9 protein-coding genes and 1 pseudogene are annotated in these 12,545 nt (G+C 39.7%); 2 read left to right on the top strand and 8 right to left on the bottom strand.

Translation table 11 applies throughout. From position 1 onward, the window contains the following. Positions 1 to 4: 4 nt before the first annotated feature. The gene (locus G8782_RS15635) at positions 5 to 394 is read right to left on the bottom strand and encodes a ferritin-like domain-containing protein (RefSeq protein ID WP_172372915.1); all 390 of its coding nucleotides are present in this window, start codon (positions 392 to 394) and stop codon (positions 5 to 7) included. A gap of 70 nt (positions 395 to 464) precedes the next feature. On the opposite strand from G8782_RS15635, the gene G8782_RS15630 reads away from it, so the two are divergent. Then, positions 465 to 668: a YheE family protein gene (locus G8782_RS15630; RefSeq protein WP_172372913.1), complete on the top strand. Its 204-nt coding sequence runs from the start codon at positions 465 to 467 to the stop codon at positions 666 to 668. Positions 669 to 819: 151 nt separating this feature from the next. Here the strand turns inward: G8782_RS15630 and G8782_RS15625 are convergent, their stop codons facing one another. From G8782_RS15625 to G8782_RS15595, 7 genes and pseudogenes are all read right to left on the bottom strand, one after another. Next, positions 820 to 2,079, bottom strand: coding sequence for an MFS transporter (locus G8782_RS15625; protein WP_172372911.1), 1,260 nt, complete (start codon positions 2,077 to 2,079; stop codon positions 820 to 822). 298 nt (positions 2,080 to 2,377) lie between these two features. After that, positions 2,378 to 3,145, bottom strand: a complete 768-nt coding sequence (locus G8782_RS15620; RefSeq protein ID WP_172372909.1) for a 3-hydroxybutyrate dehydrogenase — start codon at positions 3,143 to 3,145, stop codon at positions 2,378 to 2,380. Between the two features lie 58 nt (positions 3,146 to 3,203). Beyond that, a complete protein-coding gene (locus tag G8782_RS15615) occupies positions 3,204 to 4,526 on the bottom strand; it encodes a GntP family permease (protein ID WP_246231713.1) in 1,323 nt (440 codons plus the stop codon). Between the two features lie 225 nt (positions 4,527 to 4,751). Then, positions 4,752 to 5,151, bottom strand: a pseudogene (locus tag G8782_RS15610) (CoA transferase subunit A); the annotation flags it as partial. Between the two features lie 255 nt (positions 5,152 to 5,406). Further along, positions 5,407 to 6,762 (bottom strand): sigma-54 interaction domain-containing protein, encoded by a 1,356-nt coding sequence (locus tag G8782_RS15605; RefSeq protein WP_172372907.1) that lies wholly within the window; start codon positions 6,760 to 6,762, stop codon positions 5,407 to 5,409. 287 nt (positions 6,763 to 7,049) lie between these two features. After that, the gene (locus G8782_RS15600) at positions 7,050 to 8,807 is read right to left on the bottom strand and encodes an ABC transporter ATP-binding protein (protein WP_172372905.1); all 1,758 of its coding nucleotides are present in this window, start codon (positions 8,805 to 8,807) and stop codon (positions 7,050 to 7,052) included. 1 nt (position 8,808) lies between these two features. Further along, a complete protein-coding gene (locus G8782_RS15595) occupies positions 8,809 to 10,548 on the bottom strand; it encodes an ABC transporter ATP-binding protein (RefSeq protein ID WP_172372903.1) in 1,740 nt (579 codons plus the stop codon). Between the two features lie 518 nt (positions 10,549 to 11,066). On the opposite strand from G8782_RS15595, the gene G8782_RS15590 reads away from it, so the two are divergent. After that, complete coding sequence (locus tag G8782_RS15590) at positions 11,067 to 12,407, top strand: hemolysin family protein (protein ID WP_246231712.1); 1,341 nt, start codon at positions 11,067 to 11,069, stop codon at positions 12,405 to 12,407. Positions 12,408 to 12,545 lie beyond the last annotated feature (138 nt).

Below are 12,545 nucleotides of genomic sequence, written 5' to 3'. Positions count from 1 at the left end.
ATCTTTATAAAGCATTATACATCGTTGAAAATCGAATCGCATGCTCCATTTCATCATGCATGGCGATGAATAACGGATTATACGCTTGTTGGATCGGAATCGACAATAACATCAACTTATAGGTTTCCACTCCTTCTAATTCGCCTAGAAGTGCTTGTTTGGCACAATCTTTTAAATTATAACAAGGCAATCTTTTCTTCGGGTTTTGTACAAACCTGCCCGTAAGCATATAATAGAGTTGTTGAAACATTTCATAATGACTTTTTTCATCTTCATACGCATGTTTGATGAAATCCCGCCACAGTGGATCATCTGTCAATTGATACATCGATCTATAAAAGTGGTAATCTTTGAATTCGTCCTCAATGGACTGCTTCAATTTATCAATAAACAAGTCAGCATCCTTTCGCATGTCTTTCCCAATTTTATGCGATACGGTTGCGCCTTATGAGAGGGGTGCTAATATGCTACAACATTTTAGCTATAAACCAATGTTCGAAAACACGCAACTGCCTGGCTGGACATTCGCCTTTTTCTTTAAGAGCGTCAGGTATACTGGCGAATATTTACCGGATGGCAATATTAAATGGCTCGGTGAAACACCGCCTGATGAGGAAAATATTAAGAAGATGATTCATGAATTAATGACTTTTCATGTATATGAATAATTCATGTACTATCATGGTTGGTTATCAAAATATATGTTGAATAAAAAAGATCCTTTCGGGTCTTTTTTATTTTTCTGTAAAATACAAAGTTGCTGCTTACTAAAGGTGATCAATACCTAGATACCAGGTTTAAATGTCTACCAGAATTGGTTTATTCCTCTGATAATTTTCTTCTTCCAAAAATAAAATAATAATACGTTGATGAAATCACATATAAGACACCAGTTATGCTGAATGCATATGCATAACCCCAATAAGAACCAAATGAAATGACAAGTCCCGCTGCAATCGGTCCCATGGTAGCCCATCCAAGCTGAAAGACTGTTTGATTGATAGAATTTGCAAGGCCTTTATATTTGTCTGATACGATTTCCATTGCGACTGCGCTTTGAATCGGATTCCCTGCATTCATCAATGCTTGTCGCACCAAAAACCCGATAGAAGCAAGTAGTAGAGATGTCGTGTAAGCTGTTAATATCAAAAATGGTATGGATACGATTTGGAATAATATTAAAGCTTTCACTTTCCCGACTTTCTTCACTAACAAAGGTCCGATGAGCATGGCAACTGCCGTCATTCCTGAGCCTAACGACAAAATCAGACCGATGAATGAATTTGATGTATCGAAACGATTTGCGAAATACAAATTCAAGTACGGAATAACTAATCCCGATCCGAGTCCGATGAGCAGACTTGCAAACGAGAAATGAAAAATTAGAATGAGGTTTCTTTTTAAACTATCGTCAATCTTAGGTTTTTGTTTGTCAACGACTTCTTTTACGACAATAGGCACTGGATTCTTATTCTGCAGTTTGAACAGCGGGATAAGCCCAATCGTGAAAGTGATCGCACCGATTAGTAAAGCCCAACGGATTGATTCTACTGCGCCGAGCGATAAGGCGACTTGAAGAACATCTGATAAAACACCGCCAAATAAACTTCCAATGACATTCGCAACCGTCATTAAAGCGAAATGCAAACTAAACATATGAACACGTTCTTTAGGTTTTGTGTTTTCCGCAAGAAACGGAACACCAGAAACTTGGACGAACGCCATAAAAATACCGGTTAAAAAGGCTGCATAAATAATCGGCGTTTCTAAAACCGTTATACTTCGATAGAACAACGTCATCGCGCCACATACCGCCCCGCCGATAATCATCCATTTCCGGCCGAATCTATCACTCAAGAATCCAGCAGGAATAAGCATGATCGCAGAAGCCAGCGCCGTCATCGAGATAACTTTACCGTTTATTGTTTCCGGCATGCCGAGCTCTTTTATATACAGATTATACATAACCATAAAAACACCCATTCCAATTGAAATGAGCACGTTTGCAAGCATGAACAATTTAACGTTTCTATTAAACGCAGAAACTTTCTTCTTCCAATCCGCAAACCATTTCCCCATAATACACCCACTTTCCCCCAAAGTACTTCGTTACTCTAAATATACGTCTTACCTAATTGTTTTACAATGGGGTCGATAGGATGTTTTTTCAATAAACTAAGTAATAAATATTTGGCTGTACTAACCAACTGTTTTCTTGCAACTCGGGAAGTTCGAATAAAGAAGCAACCAACAATATTTCCAGCTGAAAATTAAAAGTTGTGAAAATAATAAATCCCTTGTCTTCCAAAAAAAGACAAGGGGTTATTATTTCCTCTTCGATTATTAATTTTCGGCTAAACTATCTTCTCATACCTACTTACTGTACTGTATACCCACCATCTAGTACAACGGCTTGACCCGTCATCCCTTTCGCCTTTTCGCTTGCTAAATACAATGCAAGATTTGAAATTTCTTTCACATCGAGTAGACGTTTTTGTGGAACTAATGGATAGATTACGTCTTCAAGTACAGACTCGATCGGAACCTTTCTCGTTTTTGCTAAATCTTGCAATTGATTGCGCACAAGTGGCGTATCTGCATATCCCGGACAAATGGCATTAACTGTAATTCCAGCTTCTGCTGTTTCTAATGCGGCTACTTTCGTTAAACCGATCACGCCATGTTTCGCTGAATTGTATGCAGCTTTCCCTGCAAATCCAACTAATCCATTGATCGACGCCATATTGATAATACGGCCAAAGTTATTTTTCCTCATATGCGGAAGGACGAGCTTCGTTGCAATAAAAGGAGCAGTCAGCATGACTTTTATCAATCGTTCAAATGTTTCAGTCGGGAAATTTTCAAGTAAGGCGACATATTGCATCCCTGCATTGTTAATCAAAATATCAATCTGGCCAAACCTATCGATGGCGTCATCTATTGCTTGTTGCAATTCAAGTTCTGACGTTACATCACATTTTAGTCCGACTGCATCCTTCCCAAGGGTTTCAGCTGCCGCTTTCACTTTTTCTTCATTCATATCTGTGAGAACAACTTTCGCACCGGCCTTTGAAAAGTCTTTGGCGATTTCAAACCCGATTCCTTGCGCAGCGCCGGTAATAAAAAGTACTCTTTCCTTGACCATGACGTCTCCTCCTATTTACTAACAAAGCCACCAAAAGGCAGATTTTAATCTATCAAAGTTACATACCAAGTGTGAACAGAACAATAGCGATAACAACGCCGATTGCAGGCACTATTACGGTAACAGCACCGACTGCCCCATACGCTGCTTTATGAGTTTCACCCGCAATCGATTGGATTGTAGTGACAACATAACCGTTATGCGGGAGCGAATCGAGTGCCCCGGATGAAATGGCCGCAACACGGTGCAATGCTTCTGGATCTACACCCATGTCTACATAGTGTGGGGCTAGTAACGGCAATGCAATCGCTTGTCCGCCTGAAGCTGATCCTGTCATCCCAGCGATGACTGAGACCGCGATTGCAGCACCAATTAATGGAGAGCCGGGAATGCTTGTCATCGCGTCTACGGCCATTTGGAATGCATTAACATTCTTTGCCACTCCTCCAAATCCTACAACAGCAGCAGTATTTCCAATGGCGATAATTGCACCTAACGTACCAGCCGATACAGCCTTTCCGAAATCATCTGAGTATTTGCGTCCTACAACATATGCCGCTATAATTCCGCCAAGGAGTGCAACAATCAATGCAGATTGTGCAAGAGATTTGTGTAACGTAAATGAAATACCTAATACAACTACGAGTGGAATCATAGATAAGAATGGATTCGGTAATTCGCGAGACGTATCGAATGCCGGATCCGTTTCTCTATCAATAAAACGTTCCCCTTTATTTGTCGCTTTCGTAATCATTCGTTTTAGCCACCAATATCCAAACACAGCCATGAATACAGCGACTATTAAACTAACTTGCCAGCCAGCCCAAGGGCTCGTCCCCAAAAACTCGATTGGAATCCAGTTTTGTATTTCCGGAGATCCCGCTGATGTCATCGTGAATGTAACAGACCCAAGTGCGAGTGTAGCCGGGATAAATCTTCTCGGTAAATTAGCTTGTTTGAACAATGAAATTGCCATAGGATAGACTGAAAAGGCGACGACGAACAAGCTTACACCGCCATATGTTAAGATTGCACATGCGGCAACGATTGCTAAAACAGCAAATTTCATGCCTAATTTATCTACAGTCCATTTGGCTACTGCATCTGCTGCCCCGCTATCTTCCATTACTTTACCGAATACAGCGCCAAGTAAGAACATCATATACCACGACATAATAAACCCGGTAAATCCAGTCATATAACTCGTAATAAAGTTAGCCTCTCCTTCTGCTGCAAGTTGTCCGAATAACGGCATTCCACTAAATATCGCAACAAATAATGCTGAAACAGGTCCAACTATTAAGATATTAACCCCTCTCATTGTCAAATAGATGAGCAATACCAAACCTCCAATGAGACCAACCATACCTAATACTCCCATAAAATCCTTCCCCCCATATTAATTATTTTTTTATAAGTATTCGTTTAAATCTTTTACAATGAGATTTGCATCCGTCGAATTAATGACGTCTATCCGTTTGGCGTTACTTCTATTAAGCTCTCTCCCTAATAATTCGCTACATGATTCTAATCAGTCCCCTTTCATTTATTAAGAATGAATCGATAGCCGTTCAATCCGTTTTTCTTGAGGTGCTTTAAACAACCCTTACACATATATACTAGTTGTATGAATGGTTTCAGGATTTAATTCTCTGTTATTAACAATTTCCTCCACTCCTGCAATCGTAATTTTTCCAGCTGTCGCCATCATCGGATTGAAGTTTTAGGCCGTCTTATTATAGATTAGGTTTCCAAGTGAATCAGGCTTTCGCAGTACGAATTACTGCCACTCAGCAGGTAAAGCTTCCTCAAAACATATTCTTTCCCACCGAACTGGCGAATTTTCTTACCGTCCGCAACTGTTGTCCCTACTCCTGCAAGTGTGAAAAACGCTGGAACCCCGCAATTATTTAAATGACGGTCAAATCTTTAACACCTTTTGAAACTAGTGCAAGAATCAACTGCTCTGGAATACCTACGAGACCAAAACCGCCTACCATTAACGTACGCTGCCTCTACTGCGGAAAAATATGCAATCCCCCCTAATGGATAAATTAGAATCTTTAAAATAATAGCTCTTTAATGTATTAAAACAGACTTTAAAAGATGTTGCAAATCGCTATTTGACGGACTTTATTGGATTAATAAAAAATCAGTCCGAAATATCGGACTGGTTTTCTGAATATTTAATTTAAACTGTATGCATCGCTCATTATTTGTCCGAAAATACGGACAGCTCGTCCGATATTTCGGAATCCAGGTCATAAGTCATATTTTTTAATTTTTTCATAAAGAGTACTTCTACTTAGTCCTAGAATTGTCGCCGCTTCTAGTTTTTTTGGATGATGAAGCAATGTTTCATACAGTATTCTTCTCTCAACTTCCTCCATTATTTCCGCTAATGGCCTAGGATTCGTTGTGTCGATTTCTTGTTTTTCTTTTAGTTGTTGCGGCAATGCATTCGGTTCAATTGTTTCACCAGTCGATAAATAAACCGCTGCTTGAATAACATTTTGCAATTCACGAACATTCCCCGGCCAATGGTAAGTTTGCAAGTAGTTCATTGTTTGCGGAGCGAATTCAAGATTTCTTTTACCTACTCTCATTAAAGCGTCATGGAAAATATAATTCGTAATGTCTGGAAGGTCTTCCATTCTTTCACGAAGAGGAGGCACTTGCAGCGTAATCGTTTGAATTCTGTAGTAAAGATCCTCTCGTAACTTTCCCAACTCGACAAGTTTCGTTAACGGTTGATTCGAAGCTACAATGAGTCGTACATTAATTGCTTTTGATTGCCCTTTATCAGTCGATTCATTTTCTCCCTCGTTTAAAAAACGCAATAATTTGATTTGCACAGGCAACGGCATATCACCAATGTCATCCAAAAACAAAGTTCCACCATCCGCTAAATAAATCCTTCCTTTTTGTTCTTCTTGATCAGTGTACCTTTCGCTTACACTAGTCGAACCAAATAATTCGGCTTCTAGTAATTCGGGTGGAATAGCCGCACAGTTCACCTTTATAAAAGGCTTATCCGACCGATTTGATAAATAGTGAATACTTTGCGCGAACAACTCCTTCCCCGTGCCACTTTCGCCTTCAATAAGTACAGGAAGATCACTCGGTGCAATCATTCGAATCGTTTCTTTTATAGATCTAATGGCTTTAGAAGAACCTCTTATATCTTCTAACCGATAAGATAGATTATCGGATGCGACAGAACCAAAGTGTATTTTTTCCATTGTTTTTTTAACATGTGTACTAAGATTATGCCAATCATTGAGGTCCCGAAAAACAACACTTCCAAAAGCTCCAACAATTTCATTTCCCACAACCAACGGAACTCTGTTTGCTAACATATAGGTTCCTTTAATAAAGTGCGGAGAAGCAATATGCTCAATGCCAGTTTCAATTACTTCGTGCATTCGGGTATTTTCAATTACATCATTTACAGGTTTGCCAATCGCTTCCTGCCGACTCACTTCTAAAAACTTGCAATACCCTTCATTTATGTAGATTATTCTAGATTCTTTGTCAACGACAACGAACCACTGAAATGCAGTTTCCAATATTTGTACTAAAACAGATTCTGGCAAATAAGATGTCAATGATTTCATTACGTTTTGGCCTGCTGAAACTCGTGACTGCAGTCATAAGAAAAGCAGACATACACTTCCCTTCTCTAGTATTTTGAACGAGCAATGTACAATCTTACATAAAGTATGCTTCGAATACCTGAAGCGAAACCATCAGCATTCTATAGCGGTACCCACTTTAGACTTGTGATTGGACCATGGAAATAAAGCCGTTTCAGAAAGAATCTGAGGTTTCTATTGAATGAGGAGTCTGTTTTTCTATTTAGATACCTTTTTTACAACAGAAAAATAAAGAGGAACAACTCCTCTCAGCTAAATTCTGCTTGAGAGGAGTTTCCGGCTTGCAGCTTATACATTTGAGCGTATTGTCCACCCATAGTGACCAATTCATCGTGTGTGCCTTTTTCAACAATCTCGCCGCGGTCTAATACTAATATCCGATCTGCGTTTTTAATTGTTGAGAGTCGATGGGCGATGATAAATGTTGTTCGCCCTTTTTTCAATACGTCCATCGCATGTTGGATAATTTCTTCTGTTTCTGTATCGATGTTGGATGTTGCTTCATCTAGAATTAAAATCGCTGGATCGAATGCAAGTGCTCGTGCAAATGAAATCAATTGACGTTGTCCTGAAGAAAGCGTGCTTCCTTTCTCAACTACTTCTTCGTCAATCCCATTTGGCAGATGCTTTAAGATTCGATCCCCGCCCACCGCGTCCAGAGATTGCTGTACTTTTTCACGCGTGATTCGAGAATCTCCAAGTGATATATTCGATTCCACGGTACCGCTGAATAAATAAGGGTCTTGTAAAACAATCCCCATATAATCACGAACTGTTTGCCGTGGCATGTCGTTGATGTTCATCCCATCAATTGTAATGGTTCCTTTTGAAATATCGTAAAACCGAAACAGCAAGTTCATAATGGAGCTTTTTCCCGATCCAGTATGACCTACTAACGCGACGGTCTCCCCTTGCTTTGCTTCAAAAGAAATATCTTTTAACACATATTCTTCTTCATTATAAGCAAACCAAACTTTTTCAAAACGGACATTTCCACGATATCTAGCAACCTTCTTATCACTAACCGGCTCTCCTTCCCGGTCAAGTAATCGAAATACACGTTCAGCGGCAACGAGCGAATGTTCAAGCTGCGCAAATTGGTTGACGATACCCGTAACCGGATTGAACAGTCGTGTAATATAGTCTACAAATGCATAAAGCATCCCGACTGTAATGACACTTTCCGCCGATAATGATGCGCCACCGAAATACCAAATGAAAATAACAAATGTCAGGGAGCGGATAACGTCAACTAAGTTGTATGATGTCGCGGCTTCCACTTTCAATAATTTATTTTGGTATCGGAAATGTTCATCATTGAGTTCTTTAAATTCCTCTTCCATTTGTTTCTCGCGACGAAATGCTTGAATAATAGTCATCCCGTTAATTGATTCATTAATCATCGCGTTCATATCACTCACTTTGCTTCGAATGATATGGTTCACTTTCGATGCAAACTTCCGGTAAGTCTTCATCCATATATATAGAATCGGCAACACGAACAATGTAATCGCGCCCATCTTCGGGTCTAAATAAAATAAAGCCACAAAGATTCCTGTAATATACATACCGCTAATTGCAAATTGCGAGAGCACCGTTACATACAAATTTCGAATGGCTTCTGTATCATTCGTGATTCGCGCGACAACTTTTCCGGCAGGCAAGTTATCAAAATATCGAATGGGCAAAGTTTGAATATGCTCATATAAGTCATTTCGCATTTTTTGAATGACTCGATTCGCAGCTTTTTGTAATAATAAATATTGGAAATACCTTAATATCGCCGTCAGGACTGCAAGACCAAAAAAGACTGCCAATAATTTTGCAATCGGGGCAAAATCAATGCCTCCGTCTACAGCACCTGCGATATGTTCATCAATAATTTTCTTCGCAATCATCGGCCCCATCAGATCCGCAGTTACTGCAAATCCAAGGAGGACAATTCCTGCGATTAGCAACTTTTTATATTCCAGTGCGTAATGGAGTAATCTTTTCCCGGTACCCATATTAATCAACCTCCCTGATTTGTTGGCGGTCGAATTGTTCTTTGTACCAGCCGTCTAGTTCTAGTAACTCTTCATGCGTTCCTTCTTCGACAATACGCCCATCATCAAGCACAATAATCCAGTTTGCATGTTGGATTGCGGACAAACGATGCGTTGTAATGATTGTCGTCTTCCCTTTTCGTTCCGCTTGAATATTTTCAATGATTTTCGCTTCTGTTTTTGCATCCACCGCTGAAAGCGAATCATCCAATATTAGTATTTCTGGATTCTTCACAAGTGCACGCGCGATTGAAATCCGTTGTTTCTGTCCTCCAGATAAAGCGATTCCTTTTTCCCCGACAAGCGTATCCAATCCGTCAGGAAGCATTTCCAAATCTTTTTCAAAGTAGGAAAGCCGAATTGTCTCAGCAATATCCCCTTCCGTAGCATCCGGTCGTCCAAACAAGATGTTATCTCGAACTGACCGAGAAAATAGTACGTGATCTTGCGGGACATACCCAATCCAATCTCTTACTTGATTTTTAGTCAGTGCTTGTAAGCCTACTCCAGAAAAAGCAATTTCACCGGATCCAGCGGGATATTCTCTCAGCAGCTGTTTAACAAACGTCGTCTTCCCGCTGCCGGTCTTTCCTACAATCCCGAGTGTATTTCCCCTGTCTAATTGAAGCTGAATATTGTCCAAGTTAACAGTTTGCGACGTTGGATAAGTAAAGACAACATCACGGAATCCGATGCTTTCCGGATTCGAAATAGCGGCCGGTGCAACGGGATCTTTGACATCTTCCTCATAATTAAGCGTCTCAGTCACTCGGTCAAGCGACGCATTCCCGCGTTGCATGACGTTTATTAATTCCCCGATCGCGAACATCGGCCAGACAATCATTGAAAGATAAACGTTAAACGTAACAAGCTTCCCGAGTGTCATAACCCCTTCCGAAACAAGGTATGCACCGTAACCGAGCCCGATCATATAGGTAAGGCCTGTTAATATTTTGGAAATCGGCATGAACATCGCATCTATTTTTTCTACATGCATGTTCTTTTTATATACATCTTCCGTCATGTCTGCGAATTTCTTTTCGCTTGAACGCTCTTGGACAAAAGCTCGAACGACACGCACGCCCGCTACCGCCTCAAGCACATTATCGTTTAAATCACCAAATGACTTTTGCGCGACCATATATCTTTCATGAATTTTCTTTCCCAAATACTGCATGATAAATGCCAATATCGGAAGCGGAAGAATAGCGGCAAGCGTCAACTTCCACGAGACAAGAAAGCCCATCGTTAAGACCAATGTGAATAGATACGCGGTTGAATCGACAAGCGTCATAATCCCGAAGCCTGCCGTTTGAGAAATTGCTCGGAGATCATTCGTCGATCTCGCCATTAAATCGCCTGTCTTGTTCTTCTCATAAAACGTCGGCGTCATTTTTAAGAAATGACCCATCAAATTCCCTCGGAGTTGTCTTTCAATCACATATGCCCCGCCGAATAACTGAAATTGCCATACGAAGTTGCATACATAATTTACTGTCATGATCAAAAGCATGGCTCCGATAAATCCGGCCAACAGTTTCGCTGTCAATGTTTGCTGATAAATTGAATCGATTGCTTCCCCGATTAGCCAAGGCGGAAGAATGACAAGTACATTCGTAATCATCAACAATATGAGTGCAATCGTGTACCGCTTCCGATTTTCTTTAAAAAACCATTTTAATTTAAATAGAACTGAAAACATAAATGAATCGACCCACTTCCTGAGTTCTCTAATTGATTTTTCCGATTTCTGATAAATAAAAAAGAGCGCACGCCTCCTAGAGTAAGCGTGTGCTCATCATAAAGGAACGGCAGATATGCCATTCCGCTCGATTAATCAGGTGGAAATTAACAGAAATCGGCTAGGCACGGTATTACTATTAAATTTATTCTTTTCACATTTTTTATGTTAATCATTGTCCGCACCTCCCTTTCTATTTCGGTTTTCGAAAGTTTTCGATTAATTTCAGATTAACACTGTCAATTCTAATATGTCAATACTTTTTGAAATTAAAGTCAACTTTTTCTTTAATTTTAATCTATGCTGCATATAAGAATTAAATGAGAAAATAATATCTTCCTATTTTCACAGCCAAATAAGCATATCTAATTGTGTTTTTCCTATAAATAATTTACCATAGACTTAACTAACTATTTTACCACTACAGGAGGTGTACACTTTGTTCTACCCCTCATTCGGGTTAGGAACGAAGTAACTATTTGGAAATTGCCATACGATTGACAGCGTTTGCTGTCTTGATCGCCCTCACCGCATTTTTCGTGGCGAGTGAATTTGCAATTGTGAAGATAAGGACTACGCGAATCAACCAGCTCGTTGCTGAAGGTCACCCAAAAGCAATGAATGCTAAAAGAGTAATAAGCAATTTAGATGAATATTTATCAGCATGTCAATTAGGGATAACAATTACCGCTCTCGGTCTAGGTATGCTCGGGGAACCGACCGTAAAGCTGATGTTAAAGCCAATCTTCATTTATTTTGATACGTCGCCAAGTGCAGCAAGCATCCTTTCTTTCATCATCGCCTTTACATTCGTCACATTCTTGCATGTTGTTATTGGCGAATTGGCCCCCAAAACGATAGCGATTCAAAAAGCGGAGGAAATAGCGCTATCATTCGCTAAACCGCTCATATTGTTTTTTCATATAATGTATCCAGTTATTAAAGGAATGAACGGCTCTGCCCGTTTTATTCTAAAGTTATTAGGATTCAAATCGATTTCAGATTCAGACGTAGCGCATACCGAAGACGAATTGCGATTGATTTTATCCGATAGTTTAAAAGGCGGCGAAATTAACCAAGCCGAATATAAATATGTAAATAAAATATTTGAATTCGATGATCGTGTAGCCAAAGAAATCATGGTTCCTCGAACAGAAATGATGACCATCGAAAAAGATATGACATTGAGTCAAGTATTTGACATGTCCGGTGTCGAACAATTCACGCGCTATCCTGTGACAGATGGCGATAAAGACCATATTATCGGCCTTATAAATATGAAAAATTTATTAACCGAGTTTATTAAAGATCCTACAGCAGGCAATCAATCTGTAGTCCATCATATGCAACCAATAATTAGCGTCATTGAAACGATTCCTATCGGCGATTTGCTGCTGAAGATTCAACGTGAAAGAATCCATATGGCAGTGCTTATGGATGAATACGGCGGAACATCCGGGCTGGTCACGATTGAAGATATCTTAGAAGAAATTGTTGGGGATATTCGCGATGAGTTCGATACAGATGAAGTTCCTGAAGTTCAAAAAGTCGGAGAAAATCATTATATATTCGATGCCAAATTACTCATTGAAGAGGTTAATGGAATTCTTGGAATTTCAATTGACGAAGAAGATATCGATACTATTGGCGGTTGGTTTATGACTGAACGGTTCGAAGCAATGAAAGGTGAAAAGATTATTGAACAAGGCTTCGAATTTATGATTAAAGATATGGATGGACATCACATACTGTATTTAGAAGTTTTGAAACATGAAGAGGAAGAAGCCCAAGATAGCATTGAAATTTCGGCGGAATCCTAATAAAAGAGCGGCTCTCCGTTGAACTGCGCCCTAAATTTCGGACAGTTTAATAAAATACCCGCTGCTAATTAGGCAGCTATGAGATGACTTCGATATTCAATCGGAGTCATCTTTTTAAGATTCCATTGTCTTCTTGAT

Source organism: Sporosarcina jiandibaonis (assembly GCF_013184495.1).
GTDB lineage: Bacteria > Bacillota > Bacilli > Bacillales_A > Planococcaceae > Sporosarcina > Sporosarcina jiandibaonis.
The sequence above is the reverse complement of the archived record's forward strand: the minus strand, read 5'-3'. Positions and strand labels throughout refer to the sequence as shown.

What these genes read in the sequence shown, in the direction of transcription:
- G8782_RS15630 (WP_172372913.1), top strand. Translation starts at nt 465, where the DNA reads ATGCTACAACATTTTAGCTATAAACCAATGTTCGAAAACACGCAACTG.
- G8782_RS15625 (WP_172372911.1), bottom strand. Translation starts at nt 2,079, where the DNA reads ATGGGGAAATGGTTTGCGGATTGGAAGAAGAAAGTTTCTGCGTTTAAT.
- G8782_RS15620 (WP_172372909.1), bottom strand. Translation starts at nt 3,145, where the DNA reads ATGGTCAAGGAAAGAGTACTTTTTATTACCGGCGCTGCGCAAGGAATC.
- G8782_RS15615 (WP_246231713.1), bottom strand. Translation starts at nt 4,526, where the DNA reads ATGGGAGTATTAGGTATGGTTGGTCTCATTGGAGGTTTGGTATTGCTC.
- G8782_RS15605 (WP_172372907.1), bottom strand. Translation starts at nt 6,762, where the DNA reads ATGAAATCATTGACATCTTATTTGCCAGAATCTGTTTTAGTACAAATA.
- G8782_RS15600 (WP_172372905.1), bottom strand. Translation starts at nt 8,807, where the DNA reads ATGGGTACCGGGAAAAGATTACTCCATTACGCACTGGAATATAAAAAG.
- G8782_RS15595 (WP_172372903.1), bottom strand. Translation starts at nt 10,548, where the DNA reads ATGTTTTCAGTTCTATTTAAATTAAAATGGTTTTTTAAAGAAAATCGG.